The 24,903-nt window shown below is 52.1% G+C and carries 19 protein-coding genes and 2 pseudogenes; 10 read left to right on the top strand and 11 right to left on the bottom strand.

Features of this window, described 5'->3' with window-relative positions:
* Nucleotides 1-44: 44 nt before the first annotated feature.
* Nucleotides 45-1,814 carry a hypothetical protein gene (locus ACT3R7_RS05925; RefSeq protein ID WP_027957951.1) on the top strand — a complete coding sequence of 590 codons (1,770 nt, stop codon included), beginning with the start codon at nucleotides 45-47 and terminating at the stop codon, nucleotides 1,812-1,814.
* A 110-nt stretch (nucleotides 1,815-1,924) separates the two neighbouring features.
* On the opposite strand, the gene ACT3R7_RS05920 is transcribed toward ACT3R7_RS05925, so the two are convergent.
* Complete coding sequence (locus ACT3R7_RS05920) at nucleotides 1,925-2,845, bottom strand: bile acid:sodium symporter family protein (RefSeq protein WP_027957952.1); 921 nt, start codon at nucleotides 2,843-2,845, stop codon at nucleotides 1,925-1,927.
* 204 nt (nucleotides 2,846-3,049) lie between these two features.
* On the opposite strand from ACT3R7_RS05920, the gene ACT3R7_RS05915 reads away from it, so the two are divergent.
* The 4 genes from ACT3R7_RS05915 to ACT3R7_RS05900 all read left to right on the top strand — a co-directional run bounded on the left by ACT3R7_RS05915 (nucleotide 3,050) and on the right by ACT3R7_RS05900 (nucleotide 6,639).
* Complete coding sequence (locus tag ACT3R7_RS05915; protein WP_016916432.1) at nucleotides 3,050-3,964, top strand: cation diffusion facilitator family transporter; 915 nt, start codon at nucleotides 3,050-3,052, stop codon at nucleotides 3,962-3,964.
* 113 nt (nucleotides 3,965-4,077) lie between these two features.
* Nucleotides 4,078-4,755: a DsbA family protein gene (locus tag ACT3R7_RS05910; RefSeq protein ID WP_016916431.1), complete on the top strand. Its 678-nt coding sequence runs from the start codon at nucleotides 4,078-4,080 to the stop codon at nucleotides 4,753-4,755.
* On the top strand, nucleotides 4,755-5,744 hold the full coding sequence (locus ACT3R7_RS05905; RefSeq protein WP_016916430.1) for a M23 family metallopeptidase: 990 nt from the start codon (nucleotides 4,755-4,757) through the stop codon (nucleotides 5,742-5,744). Before ACT3R7_RS05910 ends, ACT3R7_RS05905 begins: the two co-directional genes overlap by 1 nt.
* 112 nt (nucleotides 5,745-5,856) lie before the next feature.
* Nucleotides 5,857-6,639, top strand: coding sequence for a ZIP family metal transporter (locus tag ACT3R7_RS05900; protein WP_016916429.1), 783 nt, complete (start codon nucleotides 5,857-5,859; stop codon nucleotides 6,637-6,639).
* Between the two features lie 28 nt (nucleotides 6,640-6,667).
* On the opposite strand, the gene ACT3R7_RS05895 is transcribed toward ACT3R7_RS05900, so the two are convergent.
* On the bottom strand, nucleotides 6,668-7,126 hold the full coding sequence (locus tag ACT3R7_RS05895; protein ID WP_027957954.1) for a MerR family transcriptional regulator: 459 nt from the start codon (nucleotides 7,124-7,126) through the stop codon (nucleotides 6,668-6,670).
* A gap of 86 nt (nucleotides 7,127-7,212) precedes the next feature.
* Between ACT3R7_RS05895 and ACT3R7_RS05890 the strand changes: the two genes are divergently transcribed.
* The 4 genes from ACT3R7_RS05890 to ACT3R7_RS05875 are packed head-to-tail and all read left to right on the top strand — an operon-like array spanning nucleotide 7,213 to nucleotide 12,533.
* Complete coding sequence (locus ACT3R7_RS05890; protein ID WP_027957955.1) at nucleotides 7,213-9,399, top strand: heavy metal translocating P-type ATPase; 2,187 nt, start codon at nucleotides 7,213-7,215, stop codon at nucleotides 9,397-9,399.
* Nucleotides 9,396-9,899 carry a signal peptidase II gene (gene lspA, locus ACT3R7_RS05885; RefSeq protein WP_027957956.1) on the top strand — a complete coding sequence of 168 codons (504 nt, stop codon included), beginning with the start codon at nucleotides 9,396-9,398 and terminating at the stop codon, nucleotides 9,897-9,899. Before ACT3R7_RS05890 ends, lspA begins: the two co-directional genes overlap by 4 nt.
* Nucleotides 9,900-9,903: 4 nt before the next feature.
* Nucleotides 9,904-11,436, top strand: a complete 1,533-nt coding sequence (gene lnt / locus ACT3R7_RS05880) for an apolipoprotein N-acyltransferase (protein WP_027957957.1) — start codon at nucleotides 9,904-9,906, stop codon at nucleotides 11,434-11,436.
* Between the two features lie 53 nt (nucleotides 11,437-11,489).
* A complete protein-coding gene (locus ACT3R7_RS05875) occupies nucleotides 11,490-12,533 on the top strand; it encodes a L,D-transpeptidase family protein (protein WP_035539261.1) in 1,044 nt (347 codons plus the stop codon).
* 126 nt (nucleotides 12,534-12,659) lie between these two features.
* Here ACT3R7_RS05875 and ACT3R7_RS05870 read toward each other — a convergent pair whose 3' ends face one another.
* From ACT3R7_RS05870 to ACT3R7_RS05850, 5 genes and pseudogenes are all read right to left on the bottom strand, one after another.
* Nucleotides 12,660-13,565 carry a hypothetical protein gene (locus ACT3R7_RS05870; RefSeq protein WP_027957958.1) on the bottom strand — a complete coding sequence of 302 codons (906 nt, stop codon included), beginning with the start codon at nucleotides 13,563-13,565 and terminating at the stop codon, nucleotides 12,660-12,662.
* A gap of 1,184 nt (nucleotides 13,566-14,749) precedes the next feature.
* A pseudogene (locus ACT3R7_RS05865) lies at nucleotides 14,750-15,172 on the bottom strand (TniQ family protein); the annotation flags it as partial.
* A complete protein-coding gene (locus ACT3R7_RS05860) occupies nucleotides 15,172-16,056 on the bottom strand; it encodes a TniB family NTP-binding protein (protein WP_027957960.1) in 885 nt (294 codons plus the stop codon). The gene ACT3R7_RS05860 and the pseudogene ACT3R7_RS05865, both read right to left, overlap by 1 nt.
* The gene (locus tag ACT3R7_RS05855; RefSeq protein WP_206477978.1) at nucleotides 16,053-17,981 is read right to left on the bottom strand and encodes a TnsB C-terminal domain-containing protein; all 1,929 of its coding nucleotides are present in this window, start codon (nucleotides 17,979-17,981) and stop codon (nucleotides 16,053-16,055) included. Before ACT3R7_RS05855 ends, ACT3R7_RS05860 begins: the two co-directional genes overlap by 4 nt.
* Nucleotides 17,974-18,654: a TnsA endonuclease N-terminal domain-containing protein gene (locus ACT3R7_RS05850; protein WP_120386061.1), complete on the bottom strand. Its 681-nt coding sequence runs from the start codon at nucleotides 18,652-18,654 to the stop codon at nucleotides 17,974-17,976. The genes ACT3R7_RS05855 and ACT3R7_RS05850 overlap by 8 nt, the downstream gene beginning before the upstream one ends.
* 141 nt (nucleotides 18,655-18,795) lie before the next feature.
* Between ACT3R7_RS05850 and ACT3R7_RS05845 the strand changes: the two are divergent.
* A pseudogene (locus ACT3R7_RS05845) lies at nucleotides 18,796-19,458 on the top strand (ATP-binding protein); the annotation flags it as partial.
* Between the two features lie 288 nt (nucleotides 19,459-19,746).
* On the opposite strand, the gene ACT3R7_RS05840 reads toward ACT3R7_RS05845, so the two are convergent.
* The 4 genes from ACT3R7_RS05840 to ACT3R7_RS05825 all read right to left on the bottom strand — a co-directional run bounded on the left by ACT3R7_RS05840 (nucleotide 19,747) and on the right by ACT3R7_RS05825 (nucleotide 24,869).
* Nucleotides 19,747-20,082 carry a hypothetical protein gene (locus ACT3R7_RS05840; protein WP_192526909.1) on the bottom strand — a complete coding sequence of 112 codons (336 nt, stop codon included), beginning with the start codon at nucleotides 20,080-20,082 and terminating at the stop codon, nucleotides 19,747-19,749.
* Between the two features lie 81 nt (nucleotides 20,083-20,163).
* Nucleotides 20,164-21,042, bottom strand: coding sequence for a helix-turn-helix domain-containing protein (locus ACT3R7_RS05835; RefSeq protein WP_192526908.1), 879 nt, complete (start codon nucleotides 21,040-21,042; stop codon nucleotides 20,164-20,166).
* Nucleotides 21,043-21,836: 794 nt separating this feature from the next.
* Nucleotides 21,837-23,750, bottom strand: a complete 1,914-nt coding sequence (locus ACT3R7_RS05830; protein WP_192539750.1) for a TRAP transporter permease — start codon at nucleotides 23,748-23,750, stop codon at nucleotides 21,837-21,839.
* Nucleotides 23,751-23,888: 138 nt separating this feature from the next.
* Entirely contained in the window at nucleotides 23,889-24,869 is a 981-nt protein-coding gene (locus ACT3R7_RS05825; protein WP_192526906.1) for a TAXI family TRAP transporter solute-binding subunit, read from the bottom strand.
* Nucleotides 24,870-24,903: the final 34 nt, after the last annotated feature.

Here is a 24,903-nt window from a genome sequence, read left to right as displayed (position 1 = left end):
TGCTGCGACAATCTCTATGTTGAGTTTACATAGAGCACGCCCTTGTGACCGTTTCTCTCAAACAATCCAGAACCTTTAGCTTTCAAGATGGCACCCTTAAAGACGAAACTGAGCGCTTGGTCGTTTGGTGGTACGGGCCTATCTTCAAAAATATCCGCTCACAAAGCGTCCCTAAAATTTATGTATTTTTAAGACCTATTGATCAGGAGAACAAATTAGGAGACGTGATTAAGCGAACGACGGTCTTAACGCATGTCGGACTATTGAGAATCGGCTCCGTCTGGGAAAAGGGCGTGAGCAACTCCCGCATCGCATTTGAGGAGAAAACATTCCCTGTTTCGTTCTCTCCGGGCGGCTGGCGGATTGTCTCCTTAGACGACTTGCACAAAGCAGGGCGCAGCCTCTATACCTCCTTTCATGAGGCAAGCTATTTACCGCTGGACAGAAAACACAAATCGTACCTGATTGAATTTGACCTCCCAGATGGCAAACATCTGCTCATCCCTTGCACCGAATTTTTTGCACGCGTTTACGGTCGATCATCTGAAATCAAGCGTGTGCTCGCCACTTACTGTTGGGAGGAGGTCAAAGAACGGCTTTATCGACCGCTTAATGCGCCCCCATCGCCAGGTACCTGGCCTGTCAGATTTACATATCGTGTTCATAGGCACGATGCGATTTTGCTCGCGCACATGCTGTACGACCCCTATGCCGAACAAGCTGCCAGAGATATTTATGCGCAGACTGAAGCCAGCTTCCCCCAAGATAAGATGCTTTTAAAAGTCACTCCATGGTTTCAAGGCAGCGGGGAAATCTCTGTTTCTGGCGTTCCAATTGATGGTGGCAACACATTCCTAGGCTTGCAGATATTAGGCTGTACGCAGCCCGATGGTGCCACGATCCACCGTGAAAGAGAGAAATCAACGACAGTACCAGCCACCGATGGCGACGATGCCCCCTCTCAGTTCCCCTATCATCAGCTTCAAGACATCCCCGATGTCATTGACCTGACGGATGATGACGAGCCCGACCATGGTTCTTCCTGGCTAGACCTTACTGAGGACGAATTCGTTATTTTAGGTAAGCCTCGCGCCGTCTTGGATAAACGATATACCCGAAAAAACGTGCCCGATACACGAGGCGTCCCCGTTCCGGGTGACGAAACCATTTTCTCCACTGGGGAGCCACATGGGTCAGGGAAGGGAGTGGGACAAGCGTCTATTCATGCTCCTATTACACTGGAATCACAGGGCTTTCTACGTGATATGTGGAATGCGCTTCTCTATTTACAATCGGCCTATCCCGCAACGATTCGTGGCGTTAGCTGGTTTACCTTTGAAGACGGATTCAGCACTTCTCCTGACCCTCGGTTAATCAGCCTCGAACCTTTCGAAATAGACGAGGAGGTGGAAACGTCAGTCGCTAATTGGGTTTACATTGATACTCAGACCAAGGTACCTCGCGGGGTGCTCGTCGTTCGGGTGCATGTGTTAGATCAAACGCTCTATCTCATGGAGATCCAACGACGCCCTCCAAAACCCAGAGCTGGCGGTAGCGAGGAGGCATCCAAGCCTCCTTCCTATAAAGGTTTAGTCTTCACGCTGAGCCACCAAGGCAGCTTCGAGCAGTGGTTACGCCAAGTGCTGTCTAACGTGCGGCACGTAGAAGGTGTTGTCCAAAAACTAGTTGGTCACTGCCCAGGATTCGCCGATACGTTCAAGCACCCTAAATCCAAAAAGGAACAGATACCCTGCGAAGCCTCTGTGTTAAATGCTTTTAGCAAGGTCAGTATTGGTCGCAGTGACTTAGCATAGGTACTATTTGCCACCTTTATGAGTAGCGGTGTCTGTTTTGTCGGTAAGAGCAACCTGTACACCCCGTGTGCAGGTTGCTCTTCTGACGAAGAGCCGATACGGCCATCCCTTCAGTGGCGGGCGAGGATCTTCGCTGCGATGGGCGAAGTGATCATTTGAATCACGGCAAAAAAAGCGGCTGGAATTGCGATCTCTGATGGCAAGCCAGAAGCAGCGACAAACGCTGCAGCGATGCTGAATTCCTTTTTACTGACCGTGAAAAGATAGGTAATCACCTCTTTGCGATCAGAGGTGAGTAACCGTGAGGACATACCTACCAGGTACCCAATCAAATTGAGGCACAGGGCCGCGCCCGCAATCACAAACGCATACCAGCCATAGCCAATGATCGTGGTGGCATTCGGCCCGACCACGGCGAGTAGGATCAGCAGATACAGAATCGACCCTATCCCTGCATACGCTGAATCATGCCGTGCAAAGAAAGCCGAGAACCTTGTACGCAAGCTGACCCCAATCACGGTAGGAAGAAGCACGATTAGTGTTAATTCAAGAATAATTGATCCAAGCGGCACGTCTAACTGAAGGCCGGTGAGCCATAAAAACAGGAAGGGAACAATAAACGGACATAACGCGGTGTTGACTGCGTTGAAAACAGCGGCAAGCGCCACATTGCCTTTCGCCATCAGTACCAAAAGAGGAGAAGACACATCTGTCGGCAGCGTGCCGAGCAAGGTTTGGCCAGCAGCCAGCGGGCCGCTTCCAAAAAATAGACGGCCCGTTAGCCACCCGGCAATCGACATAGGCCCATAGACCAGCCCCAATGCCAACAACTGCCGTGACGGCTTTCGGAACACGATGCGCACTGCATGCGCATCGAATGTGAGGCTGATAATCAACATCAGTAATGCCAGTAATGGCCCAATCGCGAACTTAAGCATTATTCCGGTGGCCGGAAAGAGTAAGCCTCCCCCCGCGACGACGATTACAAACCAGACAAGGTGCGCCTCGACAAAATAAATGAATCTACCCATGGTGGATTGGACGTTACCGGTTGAAGTGGATTGAGCCCCGCACCTAAAACATGATCACCTTCGGCCCAGCACACAAAGGCTCCTTGGTAGCTAGGGACGTGCTTCCCAATCCAGCGATGCAAATAGATAATGCTCAAGGGTTGAAGCTTTAGTTGCTAGAGGTTTTATAGTACCAAGAACAGATAATTCGAGAGAAGGTAACAGATGGGACATCATCATGATCATCCCCACATTGATCCTGCCTCTGGCGACCGGCGCGTCAGCATCTCCATTTGGGCCAATGGGCTCTTAACCATCGCTCAAATCGTCGGTGGCATTATGGCGGGGAGCCTATCGCTGATCGCTGATGCGTTACATAACTTTTCTGACATGGCAGCATTAGTCATTGCCTTTGCTGCTCGTAAAATCGCCAGACGGCCTGCCGATGCGCATATGACCTTTGGCTATGGCCGCATCGAGATAGTGGCAGCACTCATCAATTACACCACCCTCATTATTGTCGGTGTCTACCTGATTTACGAAGGCGCTATGCGGATGGTCGATCCCCCTGAGATAGAGGGATGGACGATCGTGATTATTGGTGGCGTCGCGCTCGTCGTCGATGCCCTTACCGCCATGCTCACGTGGTCAATGCAAAAAGAGAGTGTCAATATCCGCGCCCTTTTTCTGCATAACTTATCGGATGCGTTTGCCTCCATCGCCGTGATTATCGGTGGTTCGCTTATTTTACTGTACGACATGCGCTGGGTGGACCCCGCGATCACGATAGGGATTGCGCTATATATTCTTTACCTAGCCTTCTCTGAAATTGGCGGCCCTATCCGTACGCTAATGCTGGGATCTCCCCCGGACATTGACGGGCAGGCAGTCGTTGAGACCGTACGAGATATCGAGGGAGTCCAGGATATTCACCATGTGCATCTATGGCAGATGCAGGAAAACATGGCAGCCCTTGACTGCCACGTGGTTCTGACAGAAACCGGCTGGCAGCAGCTTGAATCCGTCAAAGCAGAGATCAAGGAGCAGCTTAAAATGCGCTTCAGTATTGCTCATTCCAGCCTAGAGTTTGAGCATAGTGACCACGCGCATCAAAATGCCAATCTATATGGGCACGAGTGATAGACCGAGGCCGACTCCCGGCTCAGGTAGGTAGCGAGCGGCTTACTCCCATAGCGATTGGCTTATTTTTCAACCCTACTTTTCCACCCCATCGTTGAGAAAGAGAGAGAAACATGTTCAAAAAAGCGTCTTTTATATTGGCCGGTACGTTAATGCTGACCGCTGCGATCGTCGCCGTATCGAAACCTGCCCTCTTAGATATGCAAGCTCAGGCAGCAAAGGAGAGCAGTGTCCAGGCAGAGGACTCCTTGGTGCGCTCACACTCCCCCATCTTGGGACGAGAAGACGCGCCGGTGACGATTGTGGAATTCTTCGATCCGGCTTGCGAAGCCTGCCGTGCTTTCTATCCCCTGACAAAAAGTATTCTGGAAACCTACCCAGAAAAAGTGCGGCTCATCGTGCGCTACACTCCTTTCCACGGCGACGTATCTGATAAGGCCATTCGGGTATTAGAAGTTGCTCGTCGTCAGGGCGTCTTTGAACCGGTACTGGAGAGGCTGCTGGCTCGCCAGGATCAATGGGCTTCACATGGCAGTTTTGATGAATCCGCTATCCTCGATATCGCGAGCCAAGGAGGCCTTGATTTAGCGGCTGCCGAAGAGCAACTGACTTCTGCTGAGGTGCAGGCGGTGATTGACCAAGACATGGCGGATGTCAGAGCCAATCAGATTCGCCAAACACCTACCTTTTTTGTCAATGGCGAGCCTTTAGACCCCTTTGGTATGCAAGAGCTGATTGATGCCGTTGAGAGTGAAGTAGCGGAGATCTCTGGGGAAGAGGATGGCCAGTGATGCAGCGCTGGTGGTTACTAGGCTTTGTGGGCTTTTACCCCTTGCTAGCCGAAGCCAATTGGCAAACGCATCTGTCATTGCCTCCGTCTGAACTTAGCCCTGTCAAGTTACAGGCGGCTAGCGAGCAAGAAGGCACATTACCGCTCGATAGCGTTGATACCCTAACCTTTGGGCGTGATGTCGTCATTGATACCACCCTCTACGAGGCCTTGGCAGCAGAAGGTGTCCCAACGCGTTTCGCCACTAAACTGGAAACACTGCTCAGCGAGTTTATCGCAGCGCCGCTGGAGTTTTCTGGCAGTGAACGTATTCAATTAGTGTGGGAGGAAGATCGACGCCAGGACGGCGCCCGTGTTGGGCCACCACGCCTCAGTTATGCCGCTCTGCCTGATCAGGCAGAGCCCTTGGAGGTCATATGGCCGGTCACCCAAAAGGGGGACGTAGCTCTTTTCAAAAGCGACACCCTGCTAGGCACGTTGCGGTTGCCCGTGCTTAGTGCCCGCTTAACGTCTCGCTTTGGGAATCGGCGACATCCTGTGTATGGAGGGATGCGTCCTCATAATGGAATTGACTTGGCTGCGCCGACAGGAACGCCGGTCATTGCCACCGCACCTGGGCGCGTATTCTTTATGGGTCGCCAAGGGGGATATGGGCAGGTGATCGAGGTGGAGCACGACACAGGGGCCATTAGTCGCTACACACACCTTAGCCGATTCTCCCCACAGCTAGTGGTTGGGGATTTAGTCAATGCGGGAGAGTCGCTCGGAGAGGTAGGTTCCTCCGGGGTCGCCACGGGCCCCAACCTGCATTACGAAGTGAGAGTCAATAACCAGCCTGTTGATCCCCTTGGTCAAGGTCAACGCATCATGTTGGGTGAGCAGCCGACTCAAGGTGAATATCAAGCGTCACTTTACGAGGCAAGAGATCGCTTGGAACAAGCTATCGGCACGGCGTCCATTTATGACTTGATCTCGTTTAACGAGCCGTAACCACCCGTGCTTAGCAACGTTGCATGGATTGTTAGTAACGTGAACGTGTGCTTGCCTCGTTATGGAACCCTAGCGCTGTGATCACTCATCTACCACAAGACAGGTAATCGGTATGGAAGAGGTTTCTCTCGTCACAATGGGGGTATTGGGAAGCCTTGCCGCGGGCTTGATGACGGCTGTCGGGGCGCTTCCTATCTTGTTTACCAAAAGACCGAATCGTGGTGTTCGCGATTTAGCGTTGGGGTTCGCCGCTGGCGTCATGCTAGCGGCCTCTTTCTTCTCACTGATCATACCCTCCTTAGAAGCCTCGGAGCTGCGTTACGGAGGTAGCGTGGTACCTGCTGCCATTGCCTGTGCGGCCATCTTGCTAGGGATTGGAATGGTCGCACTACTGAACGAACTCTTACCTCATGAGCACTTCGAACAGGGGCGAGAAGGGCCAGAGGCTGCCTCACTACGTCGTATCTGGTTGTTTATTATTGCCATTACGATACACAACCTGCCAGAAGGGCTAGCCGTTGGCGTGGCCTTCGGCGCAGGGGGAAGCGAAGGAGGCATTCCACTAGCGATTGGCATTGGACTTCAGAATGCCCCAGAAGGACTGGCCGTAGCAGTATCACTGCTAGGCGTGGGCTATTCACGTTGGCGGTCATGGACGATTGCCGCCCTTACGGGGCTTGTTGAGCCGTTGGGTGGCTTATTAGGCGCTGGAGTCATCAGCATGTCACAAGCGCTACTGCCCTGGGGGTTGGCCTTTGCAGCGGGGGCGATGTTGTATGTGATCAGTCATGAGATTATTCCCGAAACTCATCGAAGCGGGCACCAAAAAAAGGCCACGCTGGGCCTCTCCATCGGATTGGTACTCATGCTGTTTTTGGATGTTTCGCTGGGCTGACCATTGGGCGTGGGGCGTAGCGTTAGTGCTAACCCAAGTCGAGAGCCCCTCCGTGCGATTTTTCAGTGATACAGAGTTGATGATCACTGATGACCTCAATGATTCGGCAGCTTTCCACTTTACCACCGGCACACTGCGTGACCATCCGTTGAAGCTCCTCACGCAGTATGGACAGTCGTTGAAGGCGGGACTCCACTTTCTTTAGGTGATGCGTGGCGATGGCATCGACTTCTTGGCAAGGCATATCAGGTTGATCTGACATGGCCAAAAGCTCTCGCACTGACTCCACCGAAAAGCCAAAGTCACGGGCATGACGAATAAAGGTCAAGCGCCGCACAGCGTCGTCTCCATAGCGGCGCTGCCCCCCACCGGTTCGTGTCGCATCGCGCAACAGCCCAATACGCTCGTAATAGCGAACCGTTTCAGGTTTGCAATCGGCTCGTCGTGCTAACTCACCAATGCTGATACTTTGGCCGATCATCGACATGGTAAAACTCCTTAGGCAGGGCTTGAAGCTGTAGTTGCTACAAGGTTTACACTTAAAAACCATAGCCCATTGGCAGGAGAGGCACCATGAAAACATCAACGCCGACAACAGCGCCTACCACCTTGACGCTGCGTGTTGAAGGCATGGACTGCGGCGGTTGTGAGCGCAAGGTTGTATCGGCGCTAGAGCGACTGGAAGGCATTGAGGAAGTCACGGCAAGCTCGGTCACGGGATCAGTGAAGATTCACCACCACGATCACGGGGCCCCCTCGCGAAAGACCATTGAGGGCATCCTGAACGAACTAGGCTATCAAGTGGCTTCCCATGATGGCCAAACACGCGCACCTGGTGCTTCATCCTCTTGGTGGCAAACCGCTAAAGGGCGCTTGGTCATTATCACAGGCAATTTGCTGATCGTAGCCTTCGCGCTTCGTTTAGCATGGCCTGCGCTGGGTAATATGCCTTTCATTTTGGCCACGCTAGTCGGCTTAATACCCATTGCGCAGAGTGCCTGGGGCGCCCTCAAAATGCGCAATCCCTTTACCATAGAGATGCTGATGTGCATCGCTGCGCTTGGCGCATTGGCCATCAATGCTGCCGCTGAAGCTGCGATGGTCGTGTTCTTGTTCGCCGTAGGTGAGCTACTCGAAGGGGTAGCTGCTTCACGAGCGCGCCGCAGTATCTCAGCCTTGGCAAATTTAACACCCTCAACGGCGAGGCTGATGGACAATGGCCATCTGCGTGACGTCTCGGCGGAGTCACTTAAACCCGGGCAGCGTGTGCTGGTGCGGCCCGGTGATCGCGTACCCTGCGATGGACGCATCCTGGTGGGCACCTCCGACATTGACGAGTCGCCGGTAAACGGCGAGTCCATACCCCGTTCGCGAGCGCCTGGTGATGACATTTTTGCTGGCACAGTGAATCTTGATGCCGCCCTGGAGGTGGAGGTAACACGAGGCGCTGATGACAATACGATCGCACGCGTTATTCGTCTGGTTGAAGAAGCACAGGCCGCCAAGGCACCGATAGCACGCTTTATTGATCGTTTTGCGTATTACTATATGCCCGCCGTCGTCTTACTCGCCCTACTGATGGCGATAGTGCCACCGCTGGTATCGACCATGGCATGGTCGGAGTCGATTTACCGTGCGTTAGCATTGCTGTTAATCGCATGCCCCTGCGCGTTAGTCATTTCCACCCCAGCCGCCATCGCCGCCGGTCTCTCGGCGGGAGCTCGGCGCGGACTACTGATCAAAGGGGGAGCCGTTCTTGAACAGTTAGGTAAGCTTCGCTTGGTGGCATTAGATAAAACGGGCACCCTCACTGCGGGTACCCCAAGAGTCACAGATGTGGAGTCTTGGATTGCTGAGGAAGACGATAACAGCGTATTGCGGCTCGCCGCCGCAATAGAGCGGGATTCCAGTCACCCTATCGCCACGGCTATCGTTGAGCATGCCCGACAGTCGGGCATCAACCTCCCCACCGTCACCGGCGGCCGCGCTCTGGCGGGGCGCGGTGTTTCCGGCCAGGTGGAGGGTCGCGAGCTGAGCTTAATGACGCCTCGTCACCTTCACGAGAAAGTCATCCTTGAGGAAAGTCTCAGTGCTCGGATTGTCGCGTTAGAAGAAGCCGGTAAGAGCCTCGCTCTCCTCGTCGAAGGCGAGCGTTTACTGGGCTTGATCGCGGTTCGCGATGAGCCACGCGAAGATGCCATTGAAGGCCTAGCGGCGCTATCCCGTTTGGGCGTACAGGCGGTCATGCTCAGCGGTGATAATGCCCGCACCGTCGCTGCCACGGGGGGTCGCTTAGGCATTGAAGCGTACGGCGAACTAATGCCTGAAGACAAGGCAGCGTATGTTCGAGACTGGCAAGCGGCTGGCCGTGGCCCCATCGGTAAAGTAGGCGATGGCATCAACGATGCACCGGCACTCGCGGCAGCCGATGTGGGTATCGCGATGGGGGGCGGCACGGATGTGGCGTTGGAAACCGCCGATGCAGCCTTGCTCAAGAACCGCGTTACCGGCATCGCTGAGCTGATAGACCTCTCTCGTGCCACACTGCGCAATGTGAAAACCAACGTTGTTCTCGCCCTTGGCTTAAAAGCCATTTTCCTAGTTACAACGGCGCTGGGTATTACCGGCATGTGGATTGCGGTGATGGCCGATACCGGTGCTACCGTCCTGGTGACGTTGAACGCCATGCGACTGCTGGGTTACCGCTTTTCGCCCAGTACCGCAATGACAGGCCTGTCACAAGGAAAAACAACGTCATGAGAACAGCGCCAAACGATAGCCCTTCACGACGTTGGCCATGGTTCACATTTGCTTGCGTATTGGCTCTAGCCGATCAACTGGTCAAAGAAATCGTGCACGCCCAGATGTCGTTTGGCCAAGTCATTCCGCTAACGCCGTTTTTTAACTGGGTTTATACCGGGAACACAGGAGCCGCTTTCAGCTTTCTCGCAGAAGCAGGGGGTTGGCAGCGCTACCTCTTTCTTGGTTTAGCGTTGGTGGTGGTCGTCGTATTGGTTGTGCAGCTATGCAAACCCCTGTCGCGCTTGGAGGCCTGTGCGTACAGCCTGATTCTTGGCGGCGCGCTCGGTAATACTGTTGATCGCTTAGCGCGAGGGTACGTCGTCGACTATCTGGACATTTACTGGGGCGAATGGCATTGGCCCGCCTTTAACATGGCCGATATCGCTCTGTTTGCAGGTGTATTGATGTTCGCAGTGGCGTTATGGCGTGAAAGTCCTGCTTTTAAGCGCTCTGAGTAACGCTATGGATGTGGTCGATAAAGATAAAGAATATACGCTTTTTGCTGGGCGCTCCTCACCAATAGTCGATTGCGTTGTAGCGCTCGCCGCTGGGGTAATGACCACCTTGAGTGCCGCCCCCTTTTCCCTATGGTGGCTTGGCCCAGTGGCCGTGGCACTGGTCTATTGGAAGATACAGTCGCTAACGCCCGCCATGGCCACCCTGCGTGGGTGGTGCTATGGGGTAGGCCTGTTCGGTTCTGGCACATCATGGGTCTTCGTTGCTATTCACGATTTCAGTGGCACCGGGGCCTTGGTGGCGATGCTCCTCACCACTCTTTTTGTCAGCGCCCTGGCGCTCTTCTTTGCAATCCCCTTTGGGCTCTATCGGCGCATCACGGGGCCACGGTTAGCCTGTCTTAGCTTTGCCGGTATGTGGGTGGTGAGCGAATGGCTACGCACCTGGTTGCTCACCGGCTTTCCCTGGTTATTGCTGGGCACCTCTCAGGTAGATTCTCCACTAGCCCCATGGGCGCCCGTTGGTGGTGTGTACTTGCTGTCACTCATGACCGCGCTGACAGGTACGTTAGGGGTAGAGGTACTGCGTCGCCGCTGGGGTTTCCTTGTCCCAATGGCCGCCTTGTGGATCGTTCCATTCCTATTGCCCGCCCAATGGACAACCCCGGCTGGCAAGCCCATCCGGGTGGCATTGCTGCAAGGGAATCTTGACCAGCGCATTAAGTGGACTGCCCAAGGGCAGCGCGAGGCGATCAGTATCTACACGGCGATGACACGGGAGCAAGCAAGGGATATCGATCTCATCGTTTGGCCCGAGGCAGCCCTTCCCATGCTTGAGCAGGAAGCACAGCAAATACTTGAGCAAGTAGCGTCCGACCTGGGGCCTGACACCGCCTTGTTGACCGGCATTTTGCAACGCGACAGTGAAGGGCGCTCTTATAACAGCGTCATAGGGCTAAATGATGTGCAGGGCGAATACCAGAAGGCGCACTTGGTGCCCTTTGGCGAGTATTTGCCATTCCAAAGTCTCCTCGCTGGCACCCTTGCTTTTTTCGACTTGCCAGTACCTCGCCTGACCCCAGGGACAGGCGAACAGGCTCCGTTACACGTGGCTGGAGCCACCATTGGCAATGCCATTTGTTACGAAATCATTTTTGCCGACCATGTCGCCCAACAGGCGCGTAATGCCGAGCTGCTATTAACGGTTTCCAACGATACGTGGTTTGGGCGCTCCATTGGCCCACACCAACATCTTCAAATGGCGCGTCTACGTGCCTTAGAAAATGGTCGTCACCTACTTCGAGCTACCAGTAATGGCGTGACGGCCATCATCGATTCACAAGGCCACGTCACAGCCCGTGCCCCACAGTTTGAACCGGCCAGTTTAACTGGCGAGGTGACCCCGATGCAGGGCCTAACTCCTTTCACACGCACCGGTAGTGGCCCCGCTTGGATACTCGCTGCGGTGCTGACACTGCTCGGGTTACAACTGAACTTATCTCGATCAAAAAACGACGCATTAGATGAAAAAGGAACCTAGCGATGCTCTTGGCAAAGAACGCAGCAATACTTAAGAGATTCCTCCCATGGCCAATGCAGATCGGCTTCATCGTGAGTGTGATGGTTTCGTTTCTGGCATGGCTCCCTGTCGCCATGGCGGCACAACCTTCCACTGCCCAGGAGACGGAATGGCCCAAAGGGCATTACCCGCTACCAGAGGAAGGTAATATTATCGGAGAGGCTGACACCTTTATCGTAAAGGATTACGACGATACCTTGATAGATATTGCCAGGCGTCACAACCTTGGCTATTTGGAGATGATCCGTGCAAACCCAGAGGTTAGCATCTGGGTTCCAGGGGTGGGCACGGAAGTGACTATTCCGGGACGTTTTATTCTGCCGAATGTGGAGCGTACTGGGATCGTCATCAATATCGCCGAGCTGCGGCTTTACTACTACCCAGATGTCAAAAACGGTGAGACACCGCGTGTTGAGACCTATCCTATTGGCATTGGTCGCGAAGGGTTTGATACTCCTCTAGGCGTGACCGAGACCACCATGAACATTAAAAACCCCGCGTGGTACCCGCCTGAGTCGGTAAAACGCGAAGCGGAAGCACGCGGTGAAACCGCGCCCAGCGTTGTGCCACCCGGCCCCGATAACCCGCTAGGAGACCATGCCATCATCCTAGGCTTCGATGGCTATTTGATTCACGGCACCAACCAGCCCGATGGCATTGGCATGCGCGCAAGCCGAGGTTGTATCCGCATGTTACCCAAAGACATCGAATCTATATTTGACCGCATTCCACCCGGCACCCAAGTCAACATCATCAATCAGCCGATCAAGATAGGTTGGGAAGGCGGTCAGCCGCTGATTCAAGCCTTTCCGCCGCTTGGAGAAGAAGAGCACAGTATGACCGCACTCACAGAGACCATGACACGCCTTAACCAATACAATGTCGATAACGTAAACCTCGATTACGAGCAGCTCAGCGATGTCCTGTCACTCTCTAACGGGCTTATAACCCCACTACATCCAAAGCAGGAACAGGAGCCACAGCGCCACAGCCCAGAAGAGAAGGCTATCAAGGGCATTTATGAAGACCTGGTTTTGACGTCATCTCAACGGTCATGACACGCCTTTTGGCACCCCGTTGAGCCCTGGCATATAGGTAGAGAGCCATAGCCCCGTCCAAACGGCGGGGCGACATTCGCCTACAGAGTCGCGGGGCCCTCCAAGTGACTGCGCGCTATCAGTGTCTTAGCACTCAATATCCAGAGGCAGCCAGTAGGTAACGCCACCCACTACCACCTGTATCCCGTCTGTCGTCCGCTCTACGGTCTGTTGTCGAAGCATTTTCTGCGTTAATTTTGTGTCATGGAAATACTCCATGGCAGCAACGATCCATGCCTCCCTCCAGGCCTCTCCTTGATCAGCACACCGGGCCATCGTCATCAGGGTGCGGGCTAGTGTTTCTTTTCGCCGCTTTCTTGCCCGTTTTACATCCACCCGAGGAGCCAACGTGGTGGCATGTTGGCGATTTAAGAAATTAGTAAACCCCGTGACCGAGGCTGCTTGTCCGGGCACCGCCTGCAAATAGTTGTCCACATCGCCCTGTTGAGGCAGTCGCTGCCCCTCCCGGTCAGTAGCGAGTAGCAATGCGGCTGCCGCTCTTAGTGCAAGTCGTGCGGAGGTGTGGGACGTTTTGCCCGCCTCTATACGGGTTTCCAATTGCTGCCAATAAGCATGCAGCGCTTTTTCTGATAAAGAAGCGGACGGCATAGACCTGAGACACGCTTTGATACGTCGTTTCTCTGAGTCGATCTTCTTTGCTTGGTGATCCGGCTCTACCCCTTGCTCTTCATGCAGCCATCGCATAGGAAGTCTTACACGCCGCAACCCCTCCGCACCGAAGTGATGAAGCAGCTCCGAATAGCTCGGTATCCGTGACCATGCCTGGTCGATCTCAAGGAAGAACGAGAAGAAATGATTGATCTTGAGGGCAGCCTTATGCGGCCCTGTGGTACGAATCAGCCATTCACCAAATTCCCCAAAGGCCTCACGTAACGCTTTGGTGGTGATACCGGCTTGGCCAATGATGATCCGCTTACGACATGTGCGCGTCCAATAGCAGGGCTCACAGGCATCGCCTCGACCCGCTGGCATGGGATTACCACACAATGGACAGGCAATTTCCCCTTGCTCATTACAGGCTTTGCACAATGCGTCACCGCTGGATGTCATGACCAATAAGCGATGTCGACGACATGCAGAACAGGTACCGTGGTCTGCTGTCGAACAGCGTGGACATAAGCGATGATCATGCCCCATACGCGCCACTCGGGTAAGACGTTGAGATGCTTTCCCACACGCCTCGCAGGGCTCTGGTTCTTTGAAATAGGGAGCGCAGGCGATACAGACAGGGCCGTAGGGAGTGACCTTGCCGATGTTGTAGTCTGAACGGGCTTTTCCACATCGTGCACACGGTTTGTCGACGTTGCACTGACGACAGACGGCGTCTGGGTCATTCTTAGGCAGACGGGCTAACTCACCACATCGTGGGCACATTCGCCGCTTAAACACACGAGCATAGCAAGTTGAACAGTAACCATGCCCTTTATGGCGTCGCCACAATTTGGAGACTTCTCGACCACACTCATCGCAGTCGACCGTTTTGTGTTGCTTCAAGAGGTTGGCTCCGCTTTCATTCTCCGTTTTAAGCGCGCCCATGAGGCTCTCACTGCGCGTTCCGACATGGGGCGATGAGCCGGTAGAGCACGGCGGCGATGCGGCCCATGGGGGTGATGAGATAACCGCGATAACAACGGCAACAACATAACGGGGGGTGACTTTCGGGGATCATGAAGCGCGCTCGTTTTGACATTACAAGCGACCAGAGCGCTAAACGTTTCTTCAACGCCTATACTGAGCAAACGCTCCACCGCCGCTAATAAAGCACAACGCTCGTTGACAGGCAGCAGCTCAAACGCCAACCCAGACACAGGCATTTGGCTATCCGTCATCGAAATGCCCAATGTTAGAAGCGCATCTGCGAGGGGTGACGCAGGCCGCCGACTTGCACGCCGAACAACGCCAACAAAGAAGGTCACCATAGAAAACCAATCGGCGGGTGCGATAGGGGCCTCCCTAAACGTCACGTTGCTTCTTGTTAAAGCACGATCAGCCATCACTTGGAAACTGAACGCTTCTGGTAAAGGCGACGTGCATACCGCCTTTCTAAAATCGTTATAACACCGGCTGCACTGAGCTAAATGTTGATCTTCTGCTGACAGGCGATGAGGCTCTATAGGGGCCTTGCATACCGGGCACTCATCTATCAGTTGCACCCCATGAAAGCGGCACCCAGTGTGCCAAGCGAATCGCCAGTGTCGGCGCAAGTAGGGGGCTGAGTCCTCTGCCAAACACAATGCACAAATCTGTTGTCCTCCATGGCGAGTTCGATTTCGGCTGCCGAGTGCCAACAACCAGGGCCAAGTCCGCGTTTCCAGTAATGAGTAACCGGCCACTTTCTCACAATCGTCCCGCATCCCAGCTTTCTGAAACTCAGCGGACGATATCCCCGATGCATTGACTAATGGGCGCATTCTTACGAGGGGAATTTCCCTATCAATATCCCTTGTCCATATACGCCATGTTGGCCAGATAGCCCCAGTGAGCGACAAGGGATCACACCCCTGTCTCAACGCCGCCCGTACCAGCCATGAAGAAAGCGACTCTTCAGGCAACAGAGGCACACTCAGCGCCCAGGGCATTACAGCATCACTTCCCTAATGCCACGGGTAGGTCGCACCCATGATTTACTCTGAATAATTTTCTCATCGATGCGCTCAGCCCCGGACAAAATAGCGGCATTGGCACACTCAATCAGCAGCCGGTGCAGGTCGCCAAAATTGCCGCCAGAGATCGCGTGGAGCTGGGTCGCCAATTGGGGCTCATGCAGTTGGGAAGGATGTTTGAGCGGTAATATCTTCTCAAAGCCAGCGAGCAGCTTCTGAAACTCCTGATTGAGCTCCCACTTTGGTAACGCGACCACATCAAAGCGACTCGCATGCTGTGGGTCTGAATGCAGCACACGCACAGCGTCTTGCGTCCCCACACCAACGATGGGAATCATTAGCTCATTGCATAAAAGCTTAATGGCATTCATCGTTTCGCGCTGCTTAACAGCACCACCGGTTAACAGAGAGTGAAACTCATCGATGATCAACAAGCGGGTATGGCAAGCACGCAGTTGATGAATCACCTGGTAGCGCAGCTTGGGAACAGGATCTGTAGGCCGGTAGGGAGCCCAGAAACTCTCTAGCACTGCGATATACAGACTTTTCTCATCGGCACTCGGGGGAGCCTGAGTGACAACAACAGGCTTCACGGGCTCTACGTCTTCATTCACGTAGCCTTCACCGTACTGCTTACGAAACCGTTGAACGATGGTTGTCTTTCCGTTGTTGGAGTCACCCACGAGCAAGAGGTTAGGCATACGAGGACGACTGGGCTTCTCCATCAACCCACGCATGACCTCAATGACACGATTGGCCAATGGATAGCCCAACCAGCGCGGTTGATCCATAAACTCCATTCGCTCTTTAGCGGACAGCCCCAAGACGTGACGAAGATCAGGATGAAGGTGTGTGCTCATGCTATGTCCCAGTTCACATCGATATCACCCGTTAAAAGACCGTCCCCTTGAGCGGGTGTCTCTTTAGGGGCAGCAGTTGAGGGCGCATGTAAAAGGGGATCTGCAGGCGTCACCTTCTTCTCATGCTCTTTACGTCGTTGTGCCTGACGGCGACTTCGCTTAGTACGTGCTTGCGACTCCTCCACATGGGTTCGCAGCTCACTAATAGCGCGTAGAATTTCAGTCTCATTGACCGAGTTTCTTCCTTCCTGCCGAAGGCGCGCTTTAGCTTGGGCATACTCCCAAACACTCATCGAGGGGAGGGCAAGATTGGCAAAGGGCACGCGAAAATAGTGCCCGAGCTCCGGGTCTTTGAACCAAATGACACTAATGTCGCGAGGGTCGCGCCGGAAAACAAAGGTGCGTTTCTTGTCTGGCATGTCTGGATCTTTGGCATTGATCCAAGGTCTTAGCGCTTCATCGTAATAGTTTATGCCATCGATGGTCACACCAAAGGTCTGGATCGTACGCTGAAAGCTGGGCAAAAAATCGAGCAATACAGAGAGCCTGTCAGCAGGCCTCGGCGCTAATCCCACTCCCTGCACATCCGCATTGCCAAACACACCAATTTCCCACTTCTTCATCGGCGACATACCAATCCCAGAATGAAGGCGCTGGTGGTAAACCTTGCAAATCAACGTCACCAGCCACTCTTCAAACTCGCTTTTCGTCATGGCCGCGTGCTTCTCTGGATCGTATCCCTCTTTCTCTTTAATGGAGGAGAAGGTCGTCCCAGGCAGGTTATGGATTTCCTTTAGAAGAGAGCCCAGTACCCGCTCAATGTGGCCACCATAACGAGGCTGCTTAACAGGCCGAAACTCAAGGTTGATCCCATAGGCTAGGCATGAGCGCCGAAACGTCTCAGAGCGAAAATCTGGGCCGTTATCGACATGAATCGTGGCGGGTGTGCCCCATACCGGCCACTCAGCCTCCACATTATGCAGTAGCAACCACTCATCTTTAGGAAGCATGGAGTGCGCCACACACATGCCGACAGATGTTTCAGAGGGCGGGTCAAACGACAAGTAATACCCCGTGACCATGCGAGTAAACACGTCCATGGCCAACGTAATCCATGGGCGACCAATCGGCTTGCGATACACGTCATCGACCAAAATAATATCGGCAGGTGTGTGGTCAATCTGCATAACGGCTAACGGATAGTCCGCATTGGGAAATTTTCCGGCAGCCGGCTGGAACTTGTTAATGGCTTTGTCTCTAAAACCATGGCCACGCAACCGGTCACGCTCTGGGATATCACGCAGACGAGCACGAACGGTACCAGGGCTCGGCGGGTCGATGCGCCGTTCATGGCAGCGCCGCATGACTTCCTGTACCGCTTTTTGTGCGGACGGACGCTGCAGCGTCAAATACACCTCTTTGATGACTTCCTGAATCACCGCCTCGGCATGCGCGGGGATACGCAACTTTCCTTTCTTCCACCCTGGCTTTTGAGGAATCAATGCAAGCACCGAGCCCGTCGCTTTATACCGCTTCAACCAACGGTAGATCGTAGCCGTATCAACCCCCGTTTGTTTCGCACGCTCCTCCGCTGCATCCCGCCCCACCGTATGGCGATCCACCAAGGGCTTAATGATGGAAAAGCGATGCTCGGCCTCCCGCCAATCGGCATCCCCAATCTCGGACATATCCTGCTCAGGGGATACGGACCCGCTATTGAGAGGCGCTAGTTCTTTGATGCGAAGCGGGCAACTACGCCCGGACTCAACGGCAATGCCAATGACTGTCTCAAAATCGAGCACCTGGGAAATTCGGTAAACGGTGCCATCTTTCTGAACCTGCTCACCCACCATAATCTGCAAGTGTTGGCGTGTTTGGGCGACGCCGTTATTGGGTTCAGTTGCGCTGCCACGATGGTTATTCATAATCGGGTACCCATACCTCTGATAGAGGACTGAAGGATTGGGCCATATCGCAATCTAACTGCCGAGTCGCCAGTAGATGCCATAAATGCGCAATCCCCTCTGCCCGGTAAATATCGCCCATAAAGTACCGAGAAAGCAGGTAATCCAAGGTCGCCACACCCATTTCCCTCACCGTGTTGAGGACTGCCTGGCTTTCGACAGAGGGAAACACCATCCGCTTATAGCGCGCTAGGAAGGTAATGTTGTCCAAGGTCTTATCACGAATGCGGCTTTCATCATGAATGCGAAACGCCCAGCCCTCGTTGTTGGCATGCCGCATCGCCGCCTTCCATTTAGGCGACCATTCACGCCAATGTGCTTGCCACTTTTCCCGTGGTTTGACCTCCACCAGGAGAGGTTTTGGGTAATCCCTGTAATGACGGTTACCGAGACGGTAATAAACCAAATAGTCAGGTGTGTAGGTGTAGCGCCTACCGGTCACGGGATGATGAAACGGGATCTCGCACGGCTGGGAAATCACACCAAGGACGCTCACATCAAAGTCAGCCTTGATGAGGAAATCACGTTCGAGCGTCGACTCGAACGCAATAGACTCCTCCCCGCGAAAGGCATAGTAGCCAGACACACTTCGTCGGGTAGGGCCGATTTTACGAACGGATGTAGGCAGTGGCATGGGTAGTCGCACCAAATGTTGAATAAAACAAGGCCTGTCGCATCAATTGCTATTAATTCTGTCGCACTCAATCCTGTACAGACTACCATAATAGCCCGATATTACGCCCTGAGGGTCGCATCAATTGCTGAAAATGACAGTGGCTCGAAACCCAAGCCGGGCGAGATATCGCTTGCCCACCACGGCGTGCTGTTTTTAGACGAGCTGCCGGAATTTTCCCGCAACGTGTTAGAAGTTTTAAGACAGCCACTGGAAACTGGCGAAATACATCTCGCCCGGGCAAGCCACGAGCGCCGTTACCCGGCTCAATTTCAATTGGTAGCTGCAATGAACCCGTGCCCCTGCGGGCACCTGGGCGACCCACGCCAGCGCTGCCAGTGCACCGCCAGCCAGATTCAGCGCTATCAGGCGCGGCTTTCCGGCCCCCTACTGGATCGCATCGACTTACAGGTCGAAGTGCCCGCGCTACCGCCGGAACAGCTCACCGCCCAGACTCAGGGCGAATCGTCGGATGCGGTGCGCGAGCGCGTGATGGCGGCCAGGGAGCGCCAGATGGCGCGCGGCGCACTCAATAGCCAGCTCGGCGGCAAGGCGCTGGAAGCCGCTTGCGACTTGAACGATGAGGAACGCACTTGGCTTGCCAGCGTGCTGGAAAAGCTCAAGCTCTCCGCCCGCGCCTACCACCGCGTGCTGCGCGTGGCGCTGACGCTGGCTGATTTACAGGGGGAGCCCAAACCCACTCAGGCGCACTTGATTGAGGCCATTGGCTATCGACAGCTGGATAGGCTGTTGAAGGGGGCCTGAGAGGGGCGTTTGAACTCTGGTTTGTCTGTAGCAGCACCTCGTTTGATTTTTTAGATCGCTGTTTAGCTTGCGCAGGAAGTGGTGAAACATGGCCCAGCTCCCCAACATCCATTCAAGCGAAATCAAGATCAAAGATTGCCTACTACCCATGGGACCTGGTCAGAACACTCTACCCAAGCTATGAGTATCCTTGCCTATCGTACAAATATTAAGCAAAGTATTCATTCATCCGCCATAATGCGCTTGGATAATCAGGAAGGATGCGGAATCCGCCCATACCGTTTAAATTTAAGGCTCTAGAACACGGCCTTGAGTGAAATAGTCATGAGAAATAGCACTAAGTGCGATAAAAGCCGCTTCTCTATTTCGGTTTGAAACAAGCTCTTTAAGCCGGGTTAAATACTCAATCATTTGCTTTTTAGCACTATCGGAAACCTCTGGCGAGACGGCCTGATCCTCATAATAAAAGTGATGTTTTTTAGAAAAATCATGAATCACAAGATAAACAGCTGCATAATCCGGATCATTTATAATCAGCTCGTTCATATCTTTCTTTAGCTTTACGAAGGCATCTGTGCAAGCCGGAAAATTTTCAAACTTTTCGATAGCGTCAATAAATTTCATATCAACCTCCATTTAAACTCTACTTATTAAGTTACCATAAAGAACAACTCGATTTATAAAAATACGCCTTAATCAATGAAATTAATCAATTAAAATATTTTTCCTTATATAATCAATAGCTTTTGTTCCTTTCAGCGAACGCCCCCAAATATCGCTAGTAATATCAGTATGAAGTTTGACAGCCTCTGGTGCCGACGTGATCATCGCAACCCCTAATCTAACATTAGGAAGATCCCCTAGTGTAAATGGACTTGTTGCAATAGTGTCCCTTTTTGGTTGTTTGAATATTTGAAAAGAGGAGTTTGGCATTGTGTCTTTCAGCAATCCCACTTGAACACCGATTGGCTGATCTTCGATTAAACCGATAATATGCTCCACCTCATTTTTAGCAATAACGATTCTTTTTTTAACCAACTGATTATCAAGATTATATGTTCCAACAAACCCATTCCCAACGAAGCGCTGAAGTTCAGAAGCAGACATTAGGCTTAAAAACCCAGGCTTCTTGAGCATATAGTTTCTCTTTCTCTCCCTTAGGACATTCATGATATTATCTACGACTTTTAAAGTCTCTGAGCATTTTTTTAGATCATCAGGTAGACTTTCTTTCAGAACATCGTTTAAAACTTCATCATACTGTGGCGTTGTCAATAAATAGGCAATGGGACCAAACATTGCTGAAATATGGCGTGTTTCGACTTCTATTTGCCGCATGCGTTCCATAAAGCTGACACAAGACGATAGATATTCCACACCGACGCCTAGAAGGGTCGTCATTGAAACGGATAAAACCTCGGATATTTTTTCCAAGGTCTCAAGCTTAGGAAGTGCGCCCTTTTCATAACGATATAGCGCCGCCCTTGAAACACCGATTTTATCTGCTATAATTTCAGGCGGTATATTACTACCCAGCCGAAAAGCACGCAGCCTATCTCCAATATCATTAAATTTTTCAGACATACCCAAAAGCCTTCTTATTATAAGATATAGGGGGCATGGCCTTGAACCCGATGTATCGAGCAACATACATTAAAATCTCAATGTACTTTCGCATAACGAAGGCGTGATAAGGCTTACCAAATAAATATTTAGAATCACACATTTCGGGCTCCCAACGGCCGCCTTTTATATCAGAATGAGACACTTATCATAATATATGATTTTTGCGCACTTTGTCTCAAGGAAAGATAACACGTGTGGCAATATAGTGTGCACTGGAAGCCTTGTACCATGATAAAGAGTCGGCTTTTGGCATACACGATCAATAAGATATATCCAGGCAGCTGATCAACCAATGGTTTTTTCATCACCATCGCCGGATTTACGACCAGGAAATCGACAATATCGATGCTGTGCCGATGCGATAAGCGTAGCCTGATGCTACCTGCTTGCACGTGAAGCTCATAAAGAAGCTAAACATCAAAACAGTTACCATAAAAAATAATATCAATATCTCGTAATAACCTATATTAAGCTGATGTCGTAATATCGTACCTAGCCAACCAAGCAATGCTGATCAAGGGCCATAAAACTCGATAGTATTTTCTGCCAGAGAAGAGATCTCATCTTCTAATAAAGCTGGCCGAGACGGCTACGACGGTAAACGCTATCATATTTCGCTCAAAGGATATGGCACCTCAATACAGGTCATACTCAAGGTTACACTGTAATACTAACTTCTACGCTTCGCTTACGAAATGGGGGCTACTTTACAAGCCCCCATTTTTAACGACCGCTAAAGGTATTAGCTACCGTTATCTTGAATAAGACGATTGATAATATTGCGACCGTTGCCACAGGTAAACCACGCCGGACATGATGATACCCAACACCGTTGTCCAAACGTTTGGCCAATAGCACAACACCATTGCGATTAACAATAGGATTCGCTGACTGATATTCGTTTTGGTGCGAAAGTAACCCGCACTTACGGCACCTTGTAGAAACACTCCTATCAAGGCGGACAGCCATACAACCGCAATATCGAATGGCTCTCCATTCATCAACATGGGTGAAAAGGCAAACAGCAAGGGCATAATGTAGAGCATTTTTGATAATTTCATTGCCCTTACGCCGGTCGTAAATGGATCTGCTTTTGCAATTGCAGCTCCAGCATATGCGGCAATACATACTGGAGGCGTAATATTTGAGTCCTGACTTAGCCAGTAAACAATCATGTGAGCGGCAATCAATGCAACGCCCAGCTCGTTCAAGGCTGGTACCGCCAACACTGCTATTACGATGTAAGAGGCCGTTACCGGCAATCCCATACCGATCACTAGGCTCGCGAGAGCGATCAGAATGATCGCTAGAAGCAGATTACCGCTTGAAACCGAGAGGAATATCGAGGTGAACTCTTGGGCCATTCCGGTCAAGCTAATCATTCCCAAAATAATGGAAATGACGCCCACGATAGAACCGATAACCAGCGTACTAAGCCCGCCTTGATAAAGTGCAGCATAGATATCGCCGATTCCCATCCTCGTTTCTTTTGTCCCCCATGAGCAAGGGATTGTTGCCAGCACACCCCAAAAAGCGGCAAATGCTGGTGTAAACCCATAGACAAGCAATGCAATTACCAAGAGCAGAGGCAAACTCAGAATGCCCCGTTTGCGTAGAACTGACCTGACCTTTGGCACCTCGTCATCTGACAGGCCACGAAGACCTAATCGCTTGGCCTCAAAATGAACGGCCCACCAGATACTGGCAAAATAAAGGATCGCGGGCACGATGGAGACTGCAATGAGCGTCTGATAAGGAATGCCAGTTAGCTCTACCATGATAAAGACGCCCGCGCCCATAACGGGCGGCAAAAACATACCCCCGATAGATGCCGATGCTTCAATAGCCCCCGCCGTTTCTTTGGGATATCCCGTTTTTTTCATCAAGGGAATTGTCAAAGAACCAGTAGTGACGGTATTGGCAATCGCACTACCAGAAATGGAACCCAATAGCATTGAAGCAACAATCGAGACCTTGGCAGGGCCCCCAGTGCGCTTACCCGCTAACGCCGTCGCTATATCAATGAAAAAAGCGCCGGTACCGGATGCCGAGAGAAAGGCACCAAAAAAAATAAAAACGATTACGTAGTTAACGAACACTCGAGCGATCATTCCGAAAAGCCCATCTTCCGAAATGAAATTGAATAACGCGATGCGCTCTAGCGAAAAGCCGCGATGCGAGATCACATCAGGCATACTGCGCCCAAATATCGTGAAAAGGATAAACGCTATCGCGATACCGGGCAGCATCCAACCATGCACTCGCCGCGCCATCTCGATGGAGAGAACTAAAAGAATAAGTCCGCATAACAAATCGGCCTGTGTCTCTGCTCCCAGCCGGCGTGTTATATCTGGGTAATAGAGCATGAAATATCCACACACGACCAGAGCCAGTCCCGCCAGCCCTATATCAAGAAGGCTTGGCGCGCTTTTAGATGTACCTCTTCGTGTGGGATACGTTATGAAGACCAGTGCGAAGGTGAGAGCCACAAAAACGCCTAGATGGTATTGCATGTCGGCTGCACCAAAAGCGGCGCTATAAAGGTAGAAAGCACTCATAGACGCAGCAAGCAGCTTGATAATAATGCGCCATGGCGACTGCAGCCCGTCAATATTTACTGTGCCATCATCACGTTCGCTGCGTATCTTTTCGTTTTTCCGCAACATGTATTCGACCTACTCTGAGTTAGTAGCCTACGCACTCTTTACCAAGGCATCCTGAGCGAGAAAAGGTAGTAACAAAAGCGTCGCTTTTAGCTACCACCTTTCTTTCAGTGACTTAATGATAAGAACGTACTTAAAATGTTATTGAGGAAGTTCAATGCCTTGATCACGCCAAAACTGCTCTGCGCCTGGATGCAACGGAATGAAGTTGCCGCCACTCACTCCGTTTTCGAGACTCATTTCCCGTGTGGTATTGCTCACCGCACGCATGTGTTCGAGTCCTTCTTCGCTATACAGACTCTCCAATATACGATAAGCAAGATCGTCGCTTACGTCTTCACTGGCCACGAGAATACCAATGTCGCGGATCGATTTGACGTCATAGTCAATACCGGAATAACTACCAGCCGGAATAATCGCTTCGCTGTAAAATGGGTAGGCATCGAAAAAATCGGCGTCTTTTAGTTCGTCGTACGTGCTAATTAACTTGGCATCAAGGCTCGAAGTGGTATCGACGATTGCGCCCGCAGGAACCCCCCACTGCCCATGATAGGCATCAAGTTGGCCATTGCGCAGCTGGTCGGAAGATTGCGATCCATTGATATAACTTGTACTGACACGATCCTCAAGATCGAAGTACTCCAGGATACGATCCATGGTTTGAGCCGTACCAGACCCGGCGCTACCAACAGAAATGCGGTGACCTTCCAGGTCGGCGATAGATTCGATTCCTGAATCAGCAGTGGTTACAAGTTGCGATACGGCGCTGAAAACAAATCCTAAAAACCGCACATTGTCGACTGTCCCCGTTTCAGCGAAATCCTCAAGTCCGTTCGCGGCAAGATAGGAATCGCCTGTGAACGTAATACCCATCTGCAGATCACCCGAACCAATACGCCGAATGTTTTCGGTAGAGCCCGCCGAGCCTTCAACCGTGAACCGCACATCATCAAAGGTGTCATTCATACGGGATGCAACGCCACTTGCAAGAGTGTTAAAAGTGCCCCCAGTTCCTCCTCCCCCGATAGAGATGAACTCTTTTGCCGATGCGGTAAGGCTGGTCACGCCAAGTATGACTCCTGACACAACAGCAACGCTGTAAGTCCAATGGATCTTTTTCATTTTTAATTAACCTCAAATTTTAAAATGTTTCTCA

It is taken from the genome of Halomonas sp. AOP43-A1-21 (assembly GCF_052376775.1).
Lineage (GTDB): Bacteria > Pseudomonadota > Gammaproteobacteria > Pseudomonadales > Halomonadaceae > Vreelandella > Vreelandella colorata.
This window is presented reverse-complemented; position numbering and strand designations above follow the sequence as displayed.